This window comes from Curtobacterium sp. BRB10 (assembly GCF_031844325.1).
In the GTDB taxonomy this organism is placed as follows: domain Bacteria; phylum Actinomycetota; class Actinomycetes; order Actinomycetales; family Microbacteriaceae; genus Curtobacterium; species Curtobacterium poinsettiae_A.
On record NZ_JAUZVA010000004.1, the window covers coordinates 180,755 to 202,221 of the forward strand.

Annotated in this window: 17 protein-coding genes, 1 tRNA gene and 1 riboswitch; of the genes, 8 read left to right on the forward strand and 10 right to left on the reverse strand. The window is 72.2% G+C overall.

What is annotated here, in order from left to right; genetic code table 11:
• Nucleotides 1-93 precede the first annotated feature (93 nt).
• Genes treZ through glgX form a run of 3 tightly spaced genes read right to left on the reverse strand, consistent with a single transcriptional unit; the run spans nucleotide 94 to nucleotide 6,574 of the window.
• A complete protein-coding gene (gene treZ / locus Q9R26_RS10265) occupies nucleotides 94-1,848 on the reverse strand; it encodes a malto-oligosyltrehalose trehalohydrolase (protein WP_311227219.1) in 1,755 nt (584 codons plus the stop codon).
• A complete protein-coding gene (gene treY / locus Q9R26_RS10270) occupies nucleotides 1,845-4,346 on the reverse strand; it encodes a malto-oligosyltrehalose synthase (RefSeq protein WP_311227220.1) in 2,502 nt (833 codons plus the stop codon). The genes treZ and treY overlap by 4 nt, the downstream gene beginning before the upstream one ends.
• Nucleotides 4,343-6,574 (reverse strand): glycogen debranching protein GlgX, encoded by a 2,232-nt coding sequence (glgX, locus tag Q9R26_RS10275; RefSeq protein ID WP_311227221.1) that lies wholly within the window; start codon nucleotides 6,572-6,574, stop codon nucleotides 4,343-4,345. The genes treY and glgX overlap by 4 nt, the downstream gene beginning before the upstream one ends.
• Before the next feature lie 128 nt (nucleotides 6,575-6,702).
• Between glgX and Q9R26_RS10280 the strand changes: the two genes are divergently transcribed.
• The 4 genes from Q9R26_RS10280 to Q9R26_RS10295 all read left to right on the forward strand — a co-directional run bounded on the left by Q9R26_RS10280 (nucleotide 6,703) and on the right by Q9R26_RS10295 (nucleotide 11,108).
• The gene (locus Q9R26_RS10280) at nucleotides 6,703-7,026 is read left to right on the forward strand and encodes a hypothetical protein (protein WP_182064882.1); all 324 of its coding nucleotides are present in this window, start codon (nucleotides 6,703-6,705) and stop codon (nucleotides 7,024-7,026) included.
• A gap of 82 nt (nucleotides 7,027-7,108) precedes the next feature.
• A riboswitch (TPP riboswitch) is annotated at nucleotides 7,109-7,220 on the forward strand.
• Entirely contained in the window at nucleotides 7,215-7,853 is a 639-nt protein-coding gene (locus Q9R26_RS10285; protein WP_182064881.1) for an ECF transporter S component, read from the forward strand. Its footprint overlaps the riboswitch before it by 6 nt.
• 2 nt (nucleotides 7,854-7,855) lie before the next feature.
• Entirely contained in the window at nucleotides 7,856-10,459 is a 2,604-nt protein-coding gene (locus Q9R26_RS10290) for an ATP-binding cassette domain-containing protein (protein ID WP_311227222.1), read from the forward strand.
• Nucleotides 10,452-11,108, forward strand: a complete 657-nt coding sequence (locus Q9R26_RS10295) for an ATP-binding protein (RefSeq protein ID WP_311227223.1) — start codon at nucleotides 10,452-10,454, stop codon at nucleotides 11,106-11,108. Before Q9R26_RS10290 ends, Q9R26_RS10295 begins: the two co-directional genes overlap by 8 nt.
• A gap of 99 nt (nucleotides 11,109-11,207) precedes the next feature.
• Here the strand turns inward: Q9R26_RS10295 and Q9R26_RS10300 are convergent, their stop codons facing one another.
• Nucleotides 11,208-12,593: an MFS transporter gene (locus Q9R26_RS10300; RefSeq protein WP_311227224.1), complete on the reverse strand. Its 1,386-nt coding sequence runs from the start codon at nucleotides 12,591-12,593 to the stop codon at nucleotides 11,208-11,210.
• Between the two features lie 102 nt (nucleotides 12,594-12,695).
• Here Q9R26_RS10300 and Q9R26_RS10305 point away from each other — a divergent pair, with 102 nt between their 5' ends.
• Together Q9R26_RS10305 and Q9R26_RS10310 are read left to right on the forward strand one after the other, a co-directional pair.
• Nucleotides 12,696-14,117 carry an LLM class flavin-dependent oxidoreductase gene (locus Q9R26_RS10305; RefSeq protein ID WP_311227225.1) on the forward strand — a complete coding sequence of 474 codons (1,422 nt, stop codon included), beginning with the start codon at nucleotides 12,696-12,698 and terminating at the stop codon, nucleotides 14,115-14,117.
• Nucleotides 14,114-15,379, forward strand: a complete 1,266-nt coding sequence (locus Q9R26_RS10310; protein ID WP_311227226.1) for an acyl-CoA dehydrogenase family protein — start codon at nucleotides 14,114-14,116, stop codon at nucleotides 15,377-15,379. Before Q9R26_RS10305 ends, Q9R26_RS10310 begins: the two co-directional genes overlap by 4 nt.
• Before the next feature lie 35 nt (nucleotides 15,380-15,414).
• Here Q9R26_RS10310 and Q9R26_RS10315 read toward each other — a convergent pair whose 3' ends face one another.
• From Q9R26_RS10315 to Q9R26_RS10335, 5 genes are all read right to left on the reverse strand, one after another.
• Nucleotides 15,415-15,759 (reverse strand): metallopeptidase family protein, encoded by a 345-nt coding sequence (locus Q9R26_RS10315; protein ID WP_311227343.1) that lies wholly within the window; start codon nucleotides 15,757-15,759, stop codon nucleotides 15,415-15,417.
• Nucleotides 15,760-15,851: 92 nt separating this feature from the next.
• Nucleotides 15,852-15,927: transfer RNA gene (locus Q9R26_RS10320), tRNA-His, on the reverse strand.
• A gap of 75 nt (nucleotides 15,928-16,002) precedes the next feature.
• Nucleotides 16,003-16,641, reverse strand: coding sequence for an oligoribonuclease (orn, locus tag Q9R26_RS10325; RefSeq protein WP_311227227.1), 639 nt, complete (start codon nucleotides 16,639-16,641; stop codon nucleotides 16,003-16,005).
• 891 nt (nucleotides 16,642-17,532) lie between these two features.
• On the reverse strand, nucleotides 17,533-18,774 hold the full coding sequence (locus tag Q9R26_RS10330) for an MFS transporter (RefSeq protein WP_311227228.1): 1,242 nt from the start codon (nucleotides 18,772-18,774) through the stop codon (nucleotides 17,533-17,535).
• On the reverse strand, nucleotides 18,771-19,220 hold the full coding sequence (locus Q9R26_RS10335; protein WP_311227229.1) for a MarR family transcriptional regulator: 450 nt from the start codon (nucleotides 19,218-19,220) through the stop codon (nucleotides 18,771-18,773). The genes Q9R26_RS10330 and Q9R26_RS10335 overlap by 4 nt, the downstream gene beginning before the upstream one ends.
• An 82-nt stretch (nucleotides 19,221-19,302) precedes the next feature.
• On the opposite strand from Q9R26_RS10335, the gene Q9R26_RS10340 reads away from it, so the two are divergent.
• Together Q9R26_RS10340 and Q9R26_RS10345 are read left to right on the forward strand one after the other, a co-directional pair.
• The gene (locus tag Q9R26_RS10340; RefSeq protein ID WP_017886051.1) at nucleotides 19,303-19,593 is read left to right on the forward strand and encodes a hypothetical protein; all 291 of its coding nucleotides are present in this window, start codon (nucleotides 19,303-19,305) and stop codon (nucleotides 19,591-19,593) included.
• A 29-nt stretch (nucleotides 19,594-19,622) separates the two neighbouring features.
• On the forward strand, nucleotides 19,623-19,883 hold the full coding sequence (locus Q9R26_RS10345) for a thioredoxin family protein (RefSeq protein ID WP_027464648.1): 261 nt from the start codon (nucleotides 19,623-19,625) through the stop codon (nucleotides 19,881-19,883).
• Here the strand turns inward: Q9R26_RS10345 and Q9R26_RS10350 are convergent.
• Nucleotides 19,827-21,407 (reverse strand): DUF6716 putative glycosyltransferase, encoded by a 1,581-nt coding sequence (locus Q9R26_RS10350; protein ID WP_311227230.1) that lies wholly within the window; start codon nucleotides 21,405-21,407, stop codon nucleotides 19,827-19,829. The genes Q9R26_RS10345 and Q9R26_RS10350 overlap by 57 nt on opposite strands.
• Between the last annotated feature and the right edge of the window lie 60 nt (nucleotides 21,408-21,467).

Consider the following 21,467-nt stretch of genomic DNA (forward strand, 5'->3'; position numbering starts at 1 on the left):
GCGAACGCCTGCACACACGAACGGCGACGGACCCGGGGGTTCGTCGCCGTTCGTGTGTGCAGCCTGCGGCTCGCTCGCGCAGCCCGCGGTCGGCTAGCGGAGCACGACCACGCCGCGGCCACGGAAGCGGACGACGCCGGCATCGACCTCGATCGCGCCGAAGCCGTAGAGCTCCTCGCCCACGGCGTCGGGCACCGGGACCTCGGCTGCGTCGTCGGCGAGGTTCACCACGACGTGCACCGGTGCCACGTCGGGGCCGAGCAGCCCGCGCGTGAGCACGAGCCAGCGGCGGTCCTCGTCGAAGCGGACGGCGTTCGCCTCGTAGCGGTGGTCGACGAACGCCTGGTCCGTGCGCCGCAGGGCGATGAGCACCCGGTAGGCACGCAGGATCGCCCCACCGCGCTCCGAGCTGACGTCGGCCCAGTCGAGCTTGGAGTTGGTGAACGTCGTCGGGTCCTGCGGGTCCGGCACCGCTGACTCGTCCCACCCGTGCTCCGCGAACTCGGCGATGCGCCCCTCGGCGGTGGCCTTGCCGAGCTCGGGCTCAGGGTGCGAGGTGAAGAACTGCCACGGCGTCGAGGCTGCGAACTCCTCGCCCATGAACAGCATCGGCGTGAACGGCCCGAGCAGCGTCAGGGCCGCGGCGATCACGAGCCCCTCGTCGTCGAGCGTCGCGGCGAGCCGGTCGCCTGCGGCGCGGTTGCCGATCTGGTCGTGGTTCTGGTTCGCGACGACCAGGGCCGTCGCGGGGGAGGTCCCGCGGTCGATCGGCCGGCCGTGCCGCTTGCCGCGGAACGACGACCACGTGCCGTCGTGGAAGAAGCCGTCCTCGAGCACCTTCGCCAGCGCCGACAGCGGAGCGAAGTCGGCGTAGTAGCCGTTCGTCTCGCCGGTGAGCGCCACGTGCACGGCGTGGTGGAAGTCGTCCGACCACTGCCCGGTGAGGCCGTACCCGGCGGCCTCGCGCGGCCGGAACATCACCGGGTCGTTGAGGTCGGACTCCGCGATCAGCGACAACGGACGACCGATGAACGACGAGTAGGCGTCGGTCTCGTCGGCCATCGACGCCAGCACGTGCGGGCGGGTGGTGTCGCGGATCGCGTGCACGGCGTCGAGCCGCAGCCCGTCGACGTGGTGGTCGCGGAACCACATGCGGACGTTGTCGAGCACGTACCGACGGACCTCGGGGTGTTCGACGTTCACCGAGTCACCCCAGGTGTTGCCGAGCCCGGCCAGCAGGTACGGGCCGTACAGCGGCAGGTAGTTGCCGCTCGGTCCGAGGTGGTTGTAGACGACGTCCTGGATGACTCCGAGCCCCAGCGCGTGCGCCGTGTCGACGAACCGGTCGTAGGCGTCCGGGCCGCCGTACGGGGCGTGCACGGAGAACCAGCCGACGCCGTCGTAGCCCCAGTTCCACTCGCCGTTCACGGCGTTGACGGGGAGCAGCTCGACGAACTCGACCCCGAGCTCGACCAGGTGGTCCAGCTTCTGGGCGGCGGCGTCGAGCGTGCCCTCGGGCGTGTAGGTGCCGATGTGCATCTCGTAGATCACGGCGCCGCGGGCCGGGCGTCCGGTCCACGACTCGTCGGTCCACGCGAACCGTGCGGGGTCGACGACCTCGGACGGGCCGTGCACGCCCTCGGGCTGGTACCGGCTGCGCGGGTCCGGTCGGACCGCGTCGTCGTCGCCGACGCGGAACCCGTACCGGGCGCCGACGACCGGCATCACGGCGTCGGTGGACCACCAGTCGTCGTCGCCCTTGGTGAGCGGGTACTCGACGTCGTCGACGACGAGCCGGACCCGGTCCGGCTCGGGCGCCCAGACGGCGTAACGGTCGGGTGCGGTCATGCGTGACCCTCCAGGATGTCGATCTCGGCCTGCGCGTCGGTCTCGGTGGCGTCCGTCGTGCGGTCGGCGGCGGGCCGGGAGGCGCCGCTCGCGTCGGACACGGCGGTCACCGCGTCGGCGTGGCCGGATGCACCGACCGCGTCGGCGGGCACGAGCAGCGCGACCGGGTAGGTGGTGAGCAGGTCGGCCAGCGCGATCCCGCGGTCGGCGGGGACGTGTCGGCCGGTGAGCAGGTCGATGCGCTCGACGGGGACGGCGTGCACCAGTGTGTCGCCCCAGCCGCCGACCCGGTCGAGGCCGATCGGCAGCCGCGTCGCGATCGTCACGGCACCGCCGCGGTCGAACGCGATGACGTGGTCGGCCGCGCTGCCGGTGGCCTCGAGCTCCAGGTACCGGGTGAACAGCTCCGGGTGTTCCCGACGGATGCGCAGTGCGCGGGTCGTGACCAGGAGCTTCGCGGCGCCGTCGATGCCGATGGCCGGCAGGTCCTCGGGCCCGTCGTCGTCCGGGCCGTCGAGCTCGGCGAGCACGTGACGCCGCTCGGCGTAGTCGACCGGACGACGGTTGTCGGGGTCGACGAGCGAGCGGTCCCAGAACTCGGTGCCCTGGTAGACGTCGGGGACGCCCGGTGCGGTGAGCTGGACGAGCTTCTGGGCGAGACCGTTCGACCACCCGGCGGCGTCGATCTGCTCGTCGAGGGCCTCGAGCACGGCGACCACGTCCGGGTTGTCGAACGCGGCGTCGACGATCGCGTGCATCTGCTGCTCGAACGCCTCGTCGGGCTCGGTCCAGGTGGTGCTGTCACCGGCTTCGCGGGATGCCTTCTCGGCGTACGCGTGCAGACGCTCACGGCTGGCGGGCCGGGCACCGACGATCGCCTGCCAGAGCAGGTCGGCGAACACGCCGTCCTGCAACGGCACGAGCGACTGCAGACGCTCGAGCGTGGCGGCCCACTCGTCGCCGAGCTCGGCCAGCACGGCGATGCGGGCGCGGGTGTCCTCGCTGCGCTTCGTGTCGTGCGTGGTGAGCGTCGTCATGGTGTGCGGCCAGCTGCCGAGCCGTTCGCGCTGTGCCTGGTGGAAGTCCGCCACCGAGACCGCGAAGACGCTCGGGTCGCCGCCGACCTCGCTCAGGGACGACAGGCGCGAGGTGCGGTAGAACGCCGTGTCCTCGACGCCCTTCGCCATCACCATGCCGCTGGTCTGCTGCAGTCGGACCGCCGCCGCGTTCGTCGGGTCGACGAGTGCCGGTGCGATCCGGTCGATGACGTCGTCGAGGTCCGGTCGGGCCTCGGCGGCACGCTCGAGCGCGGTGATGAGGTGGTGGGCGCCCTCGGGAAGGTACGTGCGGTACACGTCGAACGAGGCCACGATCTCGGCGACCGCGTCGACGATCCGCTCGTGCGTGATCGTCTCCGTCGCGGCGCTCGGCGCGAGCAGGCGTGCGAGCCGCTCGACCTCGCTGCCGAGGATGCCGTCCGCGATGCCCCGTCGGGTGTCGTGCGTGAGCTGCTGCCAGTCGGTCGGCTCGGCGCCCGATGCCGCGGTCAACGCCTGCTCGCCCGAGGGATCGACGAACACGCGGTCGAGCACCCCGAGGGCGTCGTACCCGGTGGTGCCGTCGACCGGCCACGAGCTCGGCAGCTGCTCGCCGGGCTCGAGGATCTTCTCGACGAGGGTGTAGGCCCCGCCGGTCAGCTCCGCCAGGTCCTGCAGGTAGCCCGCCGGGTCGTACAGCCCGTCCGGGTGGTCGATGCGCAGGCCGTCGACGAGGCCGTCGCGGAACCAGCCGCCGATGACCCCGTGCGAGGCCGCGAACACCTCGGGCTCCTCGACCCGGATCGCCGCGAGGGTGTTCACCGCGAAGAACCGGCGGTAGTTCAGGTCGTGGTCGGCACGCTTCCAGTGCACGAACGCGTAGTGCTGGCGGTCGTGGACGGTCTCGACGGTGTCGCCGTCGTGCACCGTCCCGGGTGCGGTGGGGTAGGCGGTCTCGCCGACGCGGAGCACCGGACGCTCGGCGTCGGACGTGTCGAGCGTGACCGCGTCGAGCAGCCGGTCGTCGAGCACGGGGACGCGGAGCTTGCCGTCGCCGGCTTCCCAGTCCACGTCGAAGGCCCACGCCACGGGGGAGCCCTGCCCGAGTTCGAGCAGGGACCACCACCACGGGTTCGACTCGGGGGTCGCGACGCCGACGTGGTTCGGCACCACGTCGACGATGACCCCGAGGCCGACGGCGTGCGCGGCCTCGGCCACCGCCCGCATCGCCTGGTCACCGCCACGGTCGGTGTCGACCCGCGTGTGGTCGACCACGTCGTAGCCGTGGTTCGACCCGGACTCGGCCTGGAGCACCGGCGACAGGTACAGCCAGTCGGCCCCGAGGTCGTGCACGTAGTCGACCAGGTCGCGGGCGGCGTCGAGGTCGAAGTCGGCCGAGACCTGCAACCGGTACGTCGACGAGGGGACGCGGTTCGCTGCGCCGGGCGTTCCGGCGGTCATCGGGCGGCTCCGCTCGGTGCGGTGGAACCGGCCGGGTTGGACGGGGTGACGGCGTCCTGCGGGGCGACCGGTTCGGGGGCGCCGTCCTGCTCGGCGTCGACCGGGGTGCTCGTGACCTCGTGGTCGGGCTCGGCACGCAGGACGATCATCGACCGCGCGGGGACGTCGAGCGGGGTCCCCGCATCGAGCACCTCGTCGCGTGCGCCGGGGTCGGCGGTGTCGATCCGGACGGTCCAGCCGGGGGAGTACTCCTCTGGTGGGAGCGTGAAGGTCACGACGTCGTCGTGGGCGTTGAAGTACGTGATGAAACCGACGTCGGTGACGCGCTCACCACGGGCGTCGCGCCCGCGGATGCCCTCGCCGTTCAGGTACATGCCGACACTCTTGCCGAAGCCGGAGTCCCAGTCCTCGGGGTCCATCGCGTCGCCCGAGGGGGTCAGCCACACCACGTCGGGCAGCGGCTCGCCCTCGCCACGACGGACCGGACGGCCGTTGAAGTACCTGGTCCGGCGGAACGTGGGGTGGTCGTGCCGGAGCTTCACCACGTCGGCGGTGAACTGGATGAGGTCCTCGTCCGCACTGTCCCAGTCGATCCAGCTGAGCTCGGAGTCCTGCGCGTAGACGTTGTTGTTGCCGGACTGCGACCGGCCGAGCTCGTCGCCGTGCGCGATCATCGGCACGCCCTGGCTCAGGAGCAGGGTGGCCAGGAAGTTCCGGCGACGCTGCAGCCGCAGGGCGTTCACGGCCTCGTCGTCGGTCGGGCCCTCGGCACCGGAGTTCCACGACCGGTTGTGGCTCTCACCGTCGTTGTTGTCCTCGCCGTTGGCCTCGTTGTGCTTCTCGTTGTAGGCCACCAGGTCGTACAGCGTGAAGCCGTCGTGCGCGGTGATGAAGTTGATGCTCGCCTTGGGCGTGCGGCCGTCGTGCTCGTACAGGTCCGCCGAGCCGGAGATCCGCGAGGCGAACTCGCCGAGCGTCGACGACTCACCGCGCCAGAAGTCGCGGACGGTGTCGCGGTACTTGCCGTTCCACTCGGACCACTGGGGCGGGAAGTTGCCGACCTGGTACCCACCGGGGCCGACGTCCCACGGCTCGGCGATCAGCTTGACCTGCGACACGATCGGGTCCTGCTGCACCAGTTCGAAGAAGGCCGACAGCCGGTCGACCTCGTAGAACTCGCGGGCCAGTGCCGACGCGAGGTCGAAGCGGAACCCGTCGACGTGCATCTCGGTCACCCAGTAGCGGAGCGAGTCGAGGATGAGCTGCAGCGAGTGCGGGTGCCCGACGTTGAGCGAGTTCCCCGTGCCCGTGTAGTCCATGTAGAACTTCTTGTCGTCGTCGACCAGGCGGTAGTAGGCCGCGTTGTCGATGCCGCGGAACGACAGCGTCGGGCCGAGGTGGTTGCCCTCGGCGGTGTGGTTGTAGACGACGTCGAGGACGACCTCGATGCCGGCGCGGTGCAGCTCGCGCACCATCGTCTTGAACTCCTGGACCTGCTGGCCCTGGTCGCCCGACGACGAGTACGCCGAGTGCGGCGCGAAGAAGCCGATGGTGTTGTAGCCCCAGTAGTTCGACAGCCCCTTGTCCTGCAGGGTCGAGTCGTTCACGAACTGGTGCACCGGCATGAGCTCGAGCGTGGTGACGCCGAGACGCTGCAGGTGCTCGATGACCGCCGGGTGGGAGACGCCGGCGTACGTTCCGCGCTGCTCTTCCGGCACGTCGGGGTGGGTCTCGGTGAGTCCCTTGACGTGCGCTTCGTAGATGACGGTCTCGCCGTACGGCGTGCGCGGCGGGCGATCCCCCTGCCAGTCGAAGAAGGGGTTGATCACGACGCCCTTCATCATGTGCGACGCGGAGTCCTCGTCGTTGGTCGAGTCCGGGTCGCCGAACGTGTACGAGAAGAGCGACTGGTCCCAGTCGATCTCGCCGCTCGTCGCCTTGGCGTACGGGTCGAGCAGGAGCTTCGACGGGTTGCATCGCGCGCCGGAGTCCGGGTCGTACGGGCCGTGCACGCGGAAGCCGTACTCCTGCCCGGGGCCGATGTTGGGGAGGTACGCGTGCCAGACGTAGGCGTCCACCTCGAGCAGGCGGACGCATTCTTCGTTGCCGTCGGAATCGAACAGACAGAGTTCGACGCGCTCGGCGACCTCGGAGAACAGCGCGAAGTTCGTGCCGCTCCCGTCGTAGGTCGCCCCGAGCGGGTACGGGTTTCCGGGCCAGGTGTGCAAACGGTCCTCCAGGTGTGGGTGCGGCCAACATATCGGCGGCACTCGTCCGCGTCCGCAGACAAGCCCCAGCTGTGGATGCCAGCTGTGCCCCGCGGCCTGTGGAGGAACGGACGAGTAGCGTCGCGCGCATGGCCAACATCGTCTCGAAGATCGCAGACCAGGTCCGCCCGCTCGGGGTCTCCACGAACTACGGAGAACCCGTCGAGGTCGGCGACCAGACCCTGATCCCCGTGTCCGTCAGCTGGTTCGGCTTCGGCGGCGGCGGGGGCGACGACGAGAACGGCGGTGGTGGTGGTGGCGGTGCGTCGGCCCCCGTCGGCGCCTACGTCCGTCGCCCGGGCAAGGACCTCGTGTTCGAACCGAACCCGATCTCGCTGATCGTCGTGGCCATCCCCTTCGTGTGGGTGGCCGGGCGTGTCCTCCGCAAACTGGTGCGCGCGCTCAAGAAGTGACCCCCTGACGCAACGGGAGGCCCGTGGCGACGCCGCCACGGGCCTCCCGTCCGTCACGCGGTCGCGACCGCGTCTAGACTGCTGGCACACACACGGGAGTCCGGGACCGCCGGGCTGAGAGGGAGCGATCGGCGCTCCGACCGTCGAACCTGATCCGGATCATGCCGGCGCAGGGAGGAGTCAGCAGCATGCCTTCAGGCACGTCCACAACCGTCACCACCGCTCCGCGGCGATCGCTGCGTTGGCGGGTCGTCGACATCGTCGTCGCGAGTGTCCTCGCGGTGGCCCTCGGGGTCGTCTTCCGGCTCTGGGAGTTCGGCTACGAACCCATCAGCGCCGTCATGGACCTCGTGCTCCCCGGCACGAAGGCCCTGTTCGGCGGGGTCTGGCTGCTCGCCGGCCCGATCGTCGCGATCGTCGTCCGCAAGCCCGGCGCCGCGCTCTACGGCGAGATGGTCGCCGCCTCGGTCGAGGCGTTGTTCGGCACCCAGTGGGGATGGCTCACGCTCGAGGCCGGGCTCGTCCAGGGCCTCGGCGCGGAGATCGTCCTCGCGTTGTTCCTGTACCGCGTCTACCGCCTGCCGGTCGTCGTGCTCGCCGGTGCCGCGGCCGGACTCGCGCTCGGCATCAACGACACCGTCCTCTGGTACCCGGGGCTCGACGTCGCCTTCAAGGTCGTCTACGTCGTCTGCGCGATCATCTCCGGCGCCGTGATCGCGGGGGCGGGTTCGTGGCTCATCGTCCGGGCACTCGCCCGCACCGGGGTGCTGTCGTCCTTCGCGGCCGGCCGCGAGCACAGCCGTCGCGAACCCCGCGCCCTGGTGTGACCGTGCCCGCTCCGTCGGCGACGTCCCCTTCCACCGGCGGCGACGCCGGCGCAGGTGCCGGCGTCCGCGGGGCACGCATCGTGTTCCGTGGCTGGGGCTGGCGGTACCCGGAGCGGGACGCCTGGGCCGTCCACGACGTCGACCTGACCGTCGAGCCGGGGGAGCGGGTCGCCGTCGTCGGCCCGTCCGGGGCAGGCAAGTCGACGCTCCTGCGAGCGGTCGCGGGCGTGCTGCCCGACGAGCCCGATGCCACCGACGACACCGCTGCTTCGGTGCAGGGAGCACTCCTGGTCGACGAGGCCGACCCCCGCGCGGTCCGCGGGCGAGTCGGGCTCGTCATGCAGGACCCCGAGGCGCACACCGTGATGTCCCGCGTCGGCGACGACGTGGCCTTCGGCTGCGAGAACGCCGGCGTCTCCCGCGACGAGACCTGGGCCCGGGTGCGGACGGCGCTCGACGTCGTCGGCCTCGACCTGCCGCTCGACCGCTCCACCGCGCAGCTGTCCGGCGGGCAGCGGCAGCGGTTGGCGCTCGCGGGCGTGCTCGCGATGCGGCCGGGTGCGCTCGTGCTCGACGAACCCTGCGCGAACCTCGACCCGGACGGCGTGGCGCAGGTGCACGACGCCGTCCGGGCACTGCTCGACGAGACCGGGGCGACGCTGCTCGTGGTGGAGCACCGGATCGGCACCTGGCTGGACCTGGTCGATCGGCTCGTGCTGCTCGAACCGGGCGGCGGCGTGGTCGCGGACGGTCCGCCGGCCCGGGTGCTGGCGGACCACGGCGAGGTGCTCACGGCGGCCGGGGTCTGGGTGCCGGGCGCCGAGCCGGCGCGCGGTTCGGCGCGGGGGCGGCGGCGTGCGCGCGGGCGAGCGGGCGAAGTACCCGGGGCGTCCGGTGGGGCGACCGCGGCATTCCGCCCGCTCGGCGAGGGAGAGGCCGGCGAGGGGGAGCTCGGCGAGAGGGTGCTCGACGAGGGGACGGCGGTGCTGCTCGAAGCCCGGACGCTCGGCACGGCACGGGGGAAGCGAGCGGTGGGGAACGGCATCGACCTCGGGCTCCGGGCCGGGCAGGTCCTCGCCGTCACCGGACCGAACGGCGTCGGCAAGTCGACGCTCGGGCTGACCCTCGCGGGCTTGCTCCCACCGGCAGCCGGTCAGCTCCGGGCCACGGACACCCTCGCCGACGGCATCGGCGCCGCACCGCACGCCTGGACGAGCCGCGAACTCGCCGCCCGGATCGGCACGGTGTTCCAGGACCCGGAGCACCAGTTCGTCGCCCGCTCCGTCCGCGAGGAGGTCGAGGCAGGCCCCCGCGCCCTCGGAGCCGCGGACGCCGCCGAACGAGCCACCCTTCTGCTCGACGAGTTCGGGCTCGCACACCTGGCCGACGCCAACCCCTTCACCCTGTCCGGGGGCGAACAACGCCGACTCGCGATCGCCGCGGTCATCGCGGCCCGGCCGCCGGTCGTCGTGCTCGACGAACCGACCTCCGGGCAGGACCGTGCCACGTGGCAGGCCGTCGTCGGTCGGCTCGGGGCCCTGGCCGACGCCGGCACCGCGGTGGTGGCGGTCACCCACGACCGCGATCTCGTCCGGGCACTCGATGCCGACGAGGTCGTGCTCGGGCCGGACGGTGCCCGGACCGTCGGGCGCGACCAGGGGCCGTCGGTCGCGACCATCCCGGAGACGGGACCGACGGTCGGGATACGCCCCGGGCCTCCAGACCGAACCGACACGGCCGCCCGGCCCGCCGAGACCGCCCGGACCGCCGGGACTGACGCAACCGCCGGAACTGACGCGACCGCCGGGACGAACGCGACCCACCGGACGAACCCCGTGCGACGACCGCTGCCGGCCCGCGCGACCGGCATCCCCGGCGTCCAGCCGGTCGCGTCCCTGATCGGTGTGCTCGCCCTCGGCGTCTGCCTGGTGCTCAGCCTCGACGTCGTCTCCGCCGCCGTCGCCCTGGCGCTCGAACTCGCGCTCCTGCCGCTCCTGCGCCTGCCGGTCCGGACCCTGCTGCTCCGACTCGCACCGGTGCTCCTCGCGGTGCCGCTGACGGCGGTGAGCATCGCGCTGTACGGCAGGCCCTCCGGGCGGGAGTGGTTCGACCTCGGGTTCGCGCACGTCACCGACGGGTCGTTGACGCTCGCGTCGGCGACCGCGCTCCGGGTCCTCGCGGTGGGGGTGCCGGCCATCGCGCTCTTCGTGCGGGTCGACCCGACCGACCTGGCCGACGGGCTCGCGCAGGTCCTCCGGCTGCCCGCGCGCTTCGTGCTCGGGGCGCTCGCCGCCGTCCGGATGATGACGCTGCTCGTCGACGACTGGCGACAACTCGCGATGGCGCGGCGCGCCCGAGGACTGGCCGACTCCGGGCGGTTGCGACGCGGGGCGACCATGGCGTTCGCGCTGCTCGTGCTCGCGTTGCGTCGGGCGACGACGTTGGCGGTGGCGATGGAGTCACGGGGGTTCGGTGCTCCCGGACGGCGGACCTGGGCGAGGGTCGCACGGTTCGCCGGGCCGGAGTGGGCGATGGTGGCGGCGCTGGTCGGCATCGGCGTGGTGTCGATCACGGTCGCGGTGAGCGTGGGGACGTGGCGTGCCTGACACGGAACGCGCGGACGGGACGACGGGCGGCGGGCGCGCGACGGGCGGCGAACACGCGACGGCCGGCGGGCGCGCGACGGGCGGCGAACACGCGACAAGCGGCGGGCGCGCAACGGGCACGACCGCCGCTGACCTCGCCCCCGGCCTGGCCGCCGCTGCTGCCGGTGTCGCCGCTGCCATGGGTCGGCGTGCCGTCGTGCTCGTCGACGGCCGGTCCGGCACGGGCAAGACCACCCTCGGAGCACAGGTCGCGGAGTTGCTCGGCGCGCAGCTCGTGCACCTGGACGACCTGTACCCGGGGTGGGACGGCCTGCGTGCGGCTGCCGATGCCGTGGTGACCGACGTCCTCGGAGCGCCGAGTGGGTACCGACGCTGGGACTGGGTGGCCGATGCACCCGCGGACCGGGCGTCGGTGGACCCCGACCTGCCGATCGTGGTCGAGGGGTGCGGGGCGTTGTCCCGGGCGTCGGCACCGCTGGCGTCCCTGCGGGTGTGGCTCGAGGCCGACGACGCCGTGCGGTGGGGCCGGGCGATCGGCCGCGACGGTGCGGTCTTCGCGCGCGAGTGGGACCGCTGGGCCGCGCAGGAGCAGGCCTTCATCGCCGCCGAAGACCCGGCCGCCCTGGCCGACGTGGTCCTGCGGACGTAGGGCGCCGCAGCACCGCGGCCGGCGGCGAGCATCGAGGTTCCGCGCTCGGCGACACCTCACGGCCTCCGGACGGCGAGAGCTGTCGCTCAGCGCGGAACGTCAGCCCGCCGCGCCCGCGCCTGTGCCCGCACGCGCCCCCGCGCCCGTGCCCGCCTCCCGCCGCGCCACTGCCCGCGGATCCACCGCGAACACCGCCGCCACGATCGTCAGCACGGCGTACACCCCGAGGTACCCGCACAGGATCCACGGCGAGCCACCCCCGAGCTGCACGAACACCGCGGCCAGCAGCGGCGTCAGCCCCACCGAGAAGATCGACCCGATCTGGTACCCGAGCGACATCCCCGAGTACCGCCGCCCGGTCGGGAACTGCTCCGCGAACCACGCCGCCTGCGGCCCGTAGATGCTGTCGTGGAAGACGCACATCCCGATCAGCGCCACGAGCGGCAGCAGCACGAGCGGACCGGCGTCGAGGAACGCGAAGAACGGCCAGATGAGCACCGCGATGCCCGCCGCCGACCAGATCGTGAGCACCCGCCGCCCGACCCGGTCGGACAGCCACCCCCAGAACGGCGTCGACACGAGCGACACCGCCGAGATCACGAGCACGGCCTGCAGCCCCGCGTCCGAGCCCGCCGGCCCGCGCACGTTGCCGAGGTAGGTCAGCGAGTACGTCGTCAGGATCGAGTAGAGCGCCGGCTGCACGAGGCGCAGGCCCGCCGTCACCAGGATCGACCGCGGATGCTGCCGGATCGCCTGCCACACCGGGAACCGCTCGACCCCACCCGCGGCGCGCAGCTCCTGGAACACCGGGGCGTCCTGCACGCCGAGCCGGATGACGAGCCCGACCGCCACGATCACCGCCGAGAACAGGAACGGCAGCCGCCAGCCCCAGGCCAGGAACGCCTCGGTGCCGAGCGTCGACCGCACGAGCGTGAAGACCCCGGTCGCCAGGAGCATCCCACCGGCCGACCCCATCTGCGTGAACGCCCCGAACAGCCCCCGGTGCCGTTCCGGTGCGTGCTCGACGGACAGCAGCGCCGAGCCGCCCCACTCCGCACCGGCCGCGACGCCCTGCAGCAGCCGCAGGAACACGAGCGCCACGACGGCACCGACCCCGATGGTCGCGGCGGACGGGATCACCCCGATCAGTGTGGAGGCGATGCCCATCAGCACCAGCGACGCGACGAGCAGCTTCTTCCGCCCGATCCGGTCACCCAGGTGGCCGGCGATCACCCCGCCGAGCGGCCGCGCCACGAACCCGACGCCGTAGGTCGCGAACGACGCGATGACCCCGACGGCCGGCGTCACCGACGGGAAGAACGTCGGTGCGAACACCAGCGCCGAGGCCGTCGCGTAGAGGTAGAAGTCGTAGTACTCGACGGTCGTGCCGACGAACGACGCGAGGGCGACCCGACGACGGGTTGCGGTGGTCGACGGTGCGGCGGGACGGCCGGGAGGCGCGGTGACGGTGGTCTGGCTCGGCATGCCTCAGGAGCATGGTCGCGTCCAGGGCCGCGGGGAACACCGCGCGTAACGGGAGGTCACGTCGCTGTCGTCGGGCGGTGCCCGCCGACCACGATGGGACGCATGAGCGATGCACCGAACCGCCCGCTGCGCTTCGCGGCCTTCGTCATGAACACGACCTCGCACATCCAGCACGGCCTGTGGCGCCACCCCGACGCCCGGCAGGCGGACTTCGACGACGTGACGCTGTGGACCGACCTGGCGAGGACCCTCGAGCGCGGCAAGTTCGACGCGATGTTCTTCGCCGACGTCGTCGGGACCTACGGCCCCGGTCGCGGCGACTACTCGACCAACCTGCGCGAGGGGCTGCAGATCCCCTCGAACGACCCCTCCGTGCTGCTCTCGGCGCTCGCCGTGTCGACCGAGCACCTCGGGCTCGCGTTCACCTCGAGCGTCATCCAGGCGCACCCGTTCGACTTCGCCCGCAAGGTCTCAACGCTCGACCACATCACCCGGGGCCGCATCGGCTGGAACGTCGTCACGAGCGCCCTCGACAGCGCCGCCCGGAACTTCGGCGCCGACCGGCTCGAGGAGCACGATGAGCGCTACGTCTGGGCCGAGGAGTACCTCGAGGTCTGCGCGAAGCTCTGGGAGGGCTCGTGGGAGGACGGCGCCGTGCTGAAGGACCCCGTCCACGGCTACGCCGACCCCGACAAGGTGCACCGCATCGACCACCACGGCACGCGCTACGACGTGCAGGGCCCGCACCTGTCGGCACCGTCGCCGCAGCGGACGCCGGTGCTGTTCCAGGCCGGGTCGTCGCCGGCCGGCCGTGCCTTCGCCGCGCGGAACGCCGAGGCCCAGTTCATCCTGACCTCGAACCGGGACGCCACCGAACAGCTCATCCGCGAGACCCGCGACCTCGCTTCGACAGCGGGGCGCCGACGGGAGGACATCGCGTTCTTCCTCGGCCTGACCTTCGTCACCGGCTCCACCGAGGCCGAGGCGAAGGCCAAGGAAGCGGAGATCGACGAGTACCTGGCCGCCGACGGGTTCCTGGTGCACTCGAACCTCGGCTTCGACCCGGACACCGGCGAACCCCTCGACCCGGACACCCCCCTGTCCGAGGTCCGCACCCACGCCGGGCAGTCCCATCTGCAGTGGCTCCGCGAGGCCGCAGGCGACCGCGAACCGACCATCGCCGACCTGGCTCGCCTGTCCGCGAAGCTCCGCGCCCGGGTCGTCGGCACGCCGGAGCAGATCGCCGACGAGCTCGCCGATTGGCAGCGGGTGGGTGTCGACGGCGTCAACGTCATCAACTGGACGCTGCCCGGCTCGTACGAGGAGTTCGTCGACCACATCGCGCCGACCCTGCAGGAGCGCGGGCTGATGCAGTCCGAGTACCGCGAGGGCACCCTGCGCGAGAAGCTCTTCGGCCACGCGCAGCTGCCGGACTCGCACCCGGCCAGGCAGTGGCGCGGAGCGTTCACCGGCGGCGCGAGCGGCGTCGCGGACGCGGCACGTGCCGTGGAGGTGACCGCGTGACGGCGGCGACGACGACCGACGGGCGCAGGACGGGCCTCCCGGCCGACCGCCTGACCACCCTGCGGGCGCGCTTCGCACCGCTGTTCGCGACCATCCGCGACGGCGCGGTCGCGCGCGAGCTCGTATCCGGGACGCCGGGGGACCGGCCGCTACCGCACGACGAGGTCCGCGCGCTCGCCGGCGCGGGGTTCGGGCGGCTGCGTGTGCCGGAGGACCGCGGCGGCTTCGGGGTGACCCTCGTCGAACTCGCGCACCTGGTGGCGGACCTGGCCGCCGCGGACTCGAACATCGCCCACCTGTGGCGCGGGCACTTCGGGTACACGGAGCTCGTGCTGCTGCGGCCGGACTCGGCCGGGCGGGACGAGTGGCTCCAGCGCATCGTCGACGGGGCGGTCATCGGGAACGCGACCTCGGAGCGCACCGGTACGACGCTCGCCGACATCTCGACGACGGTCACACCGGCTGGTGATTCCCTGCGTCTCGACGGGCGGAAGTTCTACTCGACCGGCACGCTCTACGCGGACTGGATCTACCTGGCGGCGGATCGCGACGGGGAGCGCGTGACGTTCGCCGTCGACGCCACCGCTCCGGGGGTCAGGAGCATCGACGACTGGGACGGTTTCGGGCAGCGGTTGACCGCGTCCGGCACCACCGTGTTCGACGGGGTGGCGGTCGACCCGTCGGTGGTGTCGGCGTACCGGGACGCTCCGCTGTCGCACATCCAGGCCTTCTACCAGCTGTACCTGCTGGCCGTCCTCGCCGGGATCGGGCAGGCGGTGTCCGACGACGCCGTGGCCTTCGTGCGACCACGGACCCGCACGTACATCCACGCCAACGCGGCCGTGCCGGGGGAGGACCCGCAGGTGCTCGCGGTGCTCGGGCGGCTGTCGGCCGGGGCGTTCACCGCCCGGTCACTCGTCGTCGCCGCCGCTGGGCTGCTCGACGGGGTCGTCGCGACGAACGAGCCCGGGGTCGGTGTCGACCGCGTGCTGCTCGACGCGGCCGAGAACGCCGTGTACCAGGCGCAGGTCGAGGTCGGGCCGCGGGTGCTGCGGTCGGCGTCCGAGCTGTTCGAGGTCGGCGGGGCGTCCGCGGCCGACCGGACGCGTGCGCTGGACCGGCACTGGCGGAACGCGCGGGTGGTGGCGTCGCACAACCCGGCCGTCTACAAGGAACGGATGGTGGGGGAGTACGCGCTGCACGGGCGGGGGCCGGTGGGCGCGTGGGAGAAGTACCACGAGGTGGGGCCGACGCGGTTCTGAGGTGCGGTGCGGTGCGCGGGCGAGTCGCTGGGCCGCTATGCCCAGCCGAGCTCGTGCAGCCGCTCGTCGTCGATGCCGTAGAAGTGTCCGATCTCGTGCACGAGGGTGGTGTGCACCTCGTCCTTGAGCTCCTCGACGGTGTTGCACTCGGCCAGGTGCTGCTTCCGGAACACCACGATGCGGTCAGGCAGTTCGCCGAAGCCGTACTGGCCGCGCTCGGTGGCCGCGATGCCGTCGTACACGCCGAAGAGCTCTTCGCCGTTCTCCGGTTCGTCCTCGACGACGAACACCACGTTGTCGAGCCCGTCGACCATCTCGTCAGGCAGCAGGTCGAGTTCGTCGGTCACGAGCTGCTCGAAGTCGTCGGCGGACATCTCCATCACGAGGGGATCGTCCCACACCGCGCTGACCACCCGCGGTACGACGAAGGCCCCGATCCAACGGACCGGGGCCTTCGTCTGTTCTTGAACACTGGGGTGAATAACGGGTCTCGAACCCGCGACCTCCTAGACCACAACCAGGCGCTCTACCAACTGAGCTATATCCACCATGCACACACCGGCGGACCGGCGCGACCACTCAATAGTAGTACATGCTGCGGGTGGTGCCGACCACCCGTGTCGTCACTCGGCCGCGGGCTGTGCCAGGCGCGGTTCCCACTTCTCGACGACCTCGGCTTGGACGGCGCGGACATCGTCGGTGGTCGGGCCGGGCTCGGCGACGAAGCCGGCGCGGCGGTAGTACTCGAGCTCCCGGATCGACTCGAGGATGTCCGCGAGGGCCCGGTGTCCACCGTGCTTCTCCGGCGCGTTGAAGTACACGCGCGGGAACCAGCGGCGGCACAGCTCCTTGATGCTCGACACGTCGACGCTGCGGTAGTGCAGGTGCCCGTCGACCCGCGGCATGTACTTCGACAGGAACGCTCGGTCGGTGCCGATCGTGTTGCCGGCCAGCGGCGCGGAGCCCTCGGCGGGGACGTGCTGGAGGATGTACTCGAGCACCTGGTACTCGGCGTCCGCCAGGCTGACGCCGTTCGGGATCTCGTCGATGAGCCCCGAGGTGACGTGCATGTTCGTCACGAACTCGTTCATGTTGTCGAGCGCCGACTGGTCCGGCTTGATGACGATGTCGAAGCCGGGGTGCACGGGCTCGAGGTCGAAGTCGGTGATGACCACGGCCACCTCGACGAGTTCGTCGACCTCGAGGTCGAGGCCGGTCATCTCGCAGTCGATCCAGACGAGGCGGTCATTCGCGGTTGCCATGTCCCCGATCCTATTCCCGCCCCGCGATCGTCCCGTACGTGCCGCCGCGCTCGCCCGCGCCGGCCCGACCGTGCCTGCCGCGTCCGCTCGCGCCGGCCCGACCGTGCCTGCCGCGTCCGCTCGCGCCGGCCCGACCGCGCCCGGCCGCGTCCGCCCGTCCCAGCCCGTCCCGCCCGTCCCGCGAGCGGGCGGAATGCCGCGATCGCCCTGCGGACGCACCCGGATGTTCCGCCCGTTCGTCCGGGACGCGAGCCGCATGCGGTGCAGGCGACCGCCGGGAGGCTCGTGGCGACCCCGACGGGCCGCCCCGCGCCTCCAGGCGGTCGCCACCCACCCCGCCTGCCGCACCGATCCGGCCCGGTCCCGCGTCGTCGACGCGAGCGGGCGAAATGGCGCGGTCACCCTTCGAACGGACCGCGGTATTCCGCCCGCTCGCCGACAGCGGCCGCGCCGCGCTCCCGGCTTCGCACGGCTGCGTGCTGCCGAGCGGGCGGAATGCCGCGGTCGTCCTGCTGGCGCACCCGGATGTTCCGCCCGCTCGTCCGCGACGCGAGCCGCGTGCATCGTGAAGCGATCGCCTGGAGGCCCGTGGCGACCCCGGCAGGCCGACCCGCGCCTCCAGGCGGTCGCCCTCCACCCCGCCTGCCGCACGGTTCTCGCCAGCCCGCACGAGCGGGCGGAATGCCGGAGTTGCTCCGCGGTCGGGGCCGGGCATTTCGCCCGCTCGCGGGTGGGGCGCGGAACGAGGGGTGAGCGAGGCCCCGCGCGGACGCACGAACGGGCGGGATGCCGGGGTGCACATGGAGGACACTCCGGCATTTCGCCCGTTCGTGGGGAAGGGGAAGGGGGACGGGGGAAGGGGGAAGGGGGAAGGCCCCCGCACGCCGGCGGCTAGGCCATGTCGCCGGCGGTGATGGCCTCGGCCTCGACACGCTCCGGCTCGGGGCCGTCGTCGACGCGGCGCAGGACCCTGGTGGTGCAGAGGATCACGACGAAGGCGACCGCAACGGATGCACCCGCGAAGACGTAGGCGGCCGAGGGGGAGTACGCGTCGGCGAGCAGGGTCGCGACGGGCGGCGCGATGGCGCCACCGATGAACCGGACCGCGGAGTAGGCGCTCGAGGCGACCGAGCGGGGGAGGTCGGTGGCCTCCATGACGCACTCGGTGAGCACGGTGTTCAGGACACCGAGCACGAGGCCACCGATGACGACGCAGATGATCAGGCCGACCTGGGAGCGGACGACCAGGGCCGCGGCGAACAGGTCGAGGGCGAGCAGCGGCAGTGCGATCTTCAACACCGTCGTCCGCCGGAGACGGGCGGTGAGCATCGGGGCGACCCACACGGACGTGATGGCGAGACCGACACCCCATCCGAAGAACGTGAAGCCGATGCCGAGCGCGCCGAAGCCGAGCGGGAACGGGGTGTACGCCAGCAGGACGAAGAAGCCGATGTTGTAGAACAGTGCGGTCGCGGCCAGGGCGGCGAGTGCCGGACGGGTCAGGGCGCGGAAGGGGGCGGAGAGCTTCGTCGGTGTGGGCTTCTCGAGGCTGCCGGTCTTCAGCAGGGCGACGATGGCGATGAACGCGACGGCCATCAGGGTCGTGACGCCGAAGAACGGGCCGCGCCAGCTCACCGAGCCGAGCAGGCCTCCCACGAGGGGCCCGACGGCGATGCCGAGGCCGAGTGCTGCCTCGTACAGGATGATGGCCGAGGCGGTGCCACCCGACGCTGCCCCGACGATGGTCGCGAGCGCGGTGGAGATGAAGAGCGCGTTGCCGAGGCCCCAGCCGGCGCGGAAGTCGATGATGCTCCACACGCTGTTCGACGTCGCGGCGAGCACCGAGAAGACCACGATCAGGGCGAGTCCGATGAGCAGGGTGCGCTTCGCGCCGATGCGGCTGGAGACCCAACTGGTGAAGAACATCGCGACACCGGTGACGGCGAGGTAGCTCGTGAAGAGCAACTCGGTCTGCGCCGGGGTCGCCTTGAGGGACGCCGCGATCGCCGGGAGGATCGGGTCGACGAGGCCGATGCCCATGAACGCGACGACGCAGGCGAAGGCGATCGCCCAGACCGCAGACGACTGCTTGAGGATGGAGCCGGACTGGCCGGCGGGTGCGTGGGCGTTCACGCGGGAATCTCCGTTCCGTTGGGGGTTGTCCGGGTGCGCTGGGCGATCAGGTTCGCCGCGTGGTGCAGGACGTCCCAGTCGTCGTCGGTCAGGTCGGCGAACAACGGACCGACCGTGCTGGTGAGGGTGGAGCGCCAGGAAGCGAGCCGCTCGCGTCCGGCCTCGGTGAGTTCGATGAGCTGGCCGCGGGAGTCGTCCGGGTCGACGCTGCGACTGATCAGGCCGTCGGCGAGCATGCCGGCGACGAGTCGGGTCATCGTGGGCTGTGCCACGCGCGATGCTGTCGCCAGCTCACCGAGTCGCAGGGGTTCGTCGGTCTCGAGGATGCCGAGTGTGCGCCAGACCGCGGTGGACGTGGTGTTGCCCGTCGACTGGACGGCGCTGCGGATCAGGCGGTTGACGGAGACGAGGAGGGTCTCGATCGTCTGCTCACGCGGTGTTTCCATAGCTGAACTATATAGCTGTGCTATGAATACCGCAACGCGGGCCGGACAGACTGCACCAGCCGCCGCCTGGTAGAAGGGAGGCATGAGCGACATCACCATCCACGAAGGCGACGAGTACACCGCGATCTTCCACGGCGGCCCCTTCGACGGCACGACCGACACCCGCACCGCCACGAGCGACGCGCTGGACGACGAGGTCACGGTGTTCGCCGACGTCGAGGGCCTGCAGACGGCCTTCACCTACCGCGCCACGAAGTCCCGCCAGGTCCTCGACCAGATCTCGGTCGAGTTCACCTACGAGCCCAGCGAGTCCGACCCGGTCGACGACCTGCAGGACCGCGGCGACCGCAGCGGCGAGTTCGACCGGGAGTAGAACCCGCTCCCGCCGCGTTGCAGGACCAGATGCAGCTCGACCTCTGGACGTCCGCCTTCTGTGCGCCGTGTGCCGCCGCCCGCCGGGTGTCGGCCGAGGCCTCGGCGCTCGTCCCCGGGCTCACCGTGACCGAACGCGACGTGGCGGCACACCCCGACGACGCGGAGGACCTCGGTATCCGGTCCACGCCCACGATCATCGTGCGGCAGGACGACGGCACCGAGGTCTTCCGGTCACCCGGCGTCCCGACCCGCGACCAACTCCTGCTCGCGGTGGCCAAGGCGCTCTGAGCGAGCGTCCGCCGCAGCGGCAGCCGCGGGCCTCGCGGCCGTGCCAGCGGCGGCCCCCGGCGCAGGCACAGCGGCGCGAGTCCCCGCGCGCTGCGACGTCGGCGCCGCCACCACGACGGGTTCCGGCGGATCGACCAGCGCCCGCACGCGTCGTGCCAGACGCTTGGTGCCCCGGATCGGTGCCCCGATGCCCAGCGCCACCAACCCGAGCGGACTGCGATCGGCCGCGCCGAGGGCGTTCTTCCGCTCCCACGCACGCCGCAGCAGCCCACCGCGACTCCGCCGAGCCGGCGCCCGGTCCATCAAGTTCCCGGCGTCCCGTCGGGCCATGAGCTCCACCAGCCGGTGCTGCCAGTCGTCCTCCGAGGCCGGGTGGAAGTAGTTGTCCCGCATCCACTCCGGCCGGACGACGCCGAACCGTCCGTCGACCAGGTCGACGGCGTCACCCTCGAGGCCGCTCCCCACGAACACCTCGTTGATCAGGTGCCGCCCGATGCCGAAGTCGGTCAGCGTGAGCGCGGGGACGCCCCGGGCCGCAGCCTCGAGCACCGCGGTCGAGCTGATCGTCACGAGTGCCACCGCCCGGTCGAGGTGTTCGGCCATCGGCCCGCTCTCCACCACGAGGTTGGTCGGCGCGTCCGCGGGCACCAGGTCCGGGTACGGGTGCTCCTCGCGGTGCGTCTGGTGCTCGCCGGCCGCAGCGCGCGTCTTGATGACGACGCGCCACTCCGGGTGCGCCCGCGCCGTACCGACGAGCCACCGCACGACGAGGGCCCGGTCGGCCCGCTCGAACGGCACGCTCGGCTGCGCCGCGAAGACGACGGAGTCGCGGACGGTCGCGCCCGCCGAGCCGACACCGCCCGCGCCGCGTGCGAACGGCAGCGTGGCGAGTGCGAAGTGCGGCTCGACGCCGCCATCGCGAGCCATCTCCTCGTACGCGCGGACCTCACGGTGGCTGTGCAGCACGAACAGGTCGGCCCGGGCACGGAAGAAGATGCCCTTCCACTTCGACGGGAACGAGATCCCCGGCAGCCCCGACACCAGCACCGGCCGATCCGGGATCCGCCGGTGCACCTCGTCGATCACGAGTTCGGCCACCGGGCCGATCAACGACACCAGGACGGCGTCCGGCGGGTCCCGTCGGAGTTCCTCGACGACGGCGTCGACGTCCTTCGGAGCGGGTGGGTCGCGGTGCAGGTGGGCGAGCCGCCCGTCCAGCCCGCGGAACGCCGACCGCAGCTGCTCCGGACTCGCCGACCGCGGAGTCGCCACGGTGCGGAGCTCCAGATCCCAGTCCGCCGGGGCGCTCGACAGCAGGTGGGCGCCCCACTTGGCGAACGAGTCGGTGTCGACCAGGCCGACCACGCGTCGGACGCGTGGTGACGCGTCGGACGGGAGGCGCGCCTCCAGTCCGTCTGTCGACCCGCCGCCGTCACCCGGCCCGTCCAGGGCACCGGTCCCGTCGACCGGGCCGCTCAGGTGCGCTCCGCTCGGGTGCGCTCCGCGCACGTGCGCTCCGCTCACGCGCCGACGCGACGCAGCTTCGCGAGCGGTGCCTGCTCGCCGGCGGTCGGATGGGGACTG

Coding starts and splice junctions, on each gene's coding strand:
- treZ (WP_311227219.1), bottom strand. CDS start 1,848: ATGACCGCACCCGACCGTTACGCCGTCTGGGCGCCCGAGCCGGACCGG.
- treY (WP_311227220.1), bottom strand. CDS start 4,346: ATGACCGCCGGAACGCCCGGCGCAGCGAACCGCGTCCCCTCGTCGACG.
- Q9R26_RS10280 (WP_182064882.1), top strand. CDS start 6,703: ATGGCCAACATCGTCTCGAAGATCGCAGACCAGGTCCGCCCGCTCGGG.
- Q9R26_RS10285 (WP_182064881.1), top strand. CDS start 7,215: ATGCCTTCAGGCACGTCCACAACCGTCACCACCGCTCCGCGGCGATCG.
- Q9R26_RS10300 (WP_311227224.1), bottom strand. CDS start 12,593: ATGCCGAGCCAGACCACCGTCACCGCGCCTCCCGGCCGTCCCGCCGCA.
- Q9R26_RS10305 (WP_311227225.1), top strand. CDS start 12,696: ATGAGCGATGCACCGAACCGCCCGCTGCGCTTCGCGGCCTTCGTCATG.
- Q9R26_RS10315 (WP_311227343.1), bottom strand. CDS start 15,759: ATGGAGATGTCCGCCGACGACTTCGAGCAGCTCGTGACCGACGAACTC.
- orn (WP_311227227.1), bottom strand. CDS start 16,641: ATGGCAACCGCGAATGACCGCCTCGTCTGGATCGACTGCGAGATGACC.
- Q9R26_RS10335 (WP_311227229.1), bottom strand. CDS start 19,220: ATGGAAACACCGCGTGAGCAGACGATCGAGACCCTCCTCGTCTCCGTC.
- Q9R26_RS10340 (WP_017886051.1), top strand. CDS start 19,303: ATGAGCGACATCACCATCCACGAAGGCGACGAGTACACCGCGATCTTC.
- Q9R26_RS10345 (WP_027464648.1), top strand. CDS start 19,623: ATGCAGCTCGACCTCTGGACGTCCGCCTTCTGTGCGCCGTGTGCCGCC.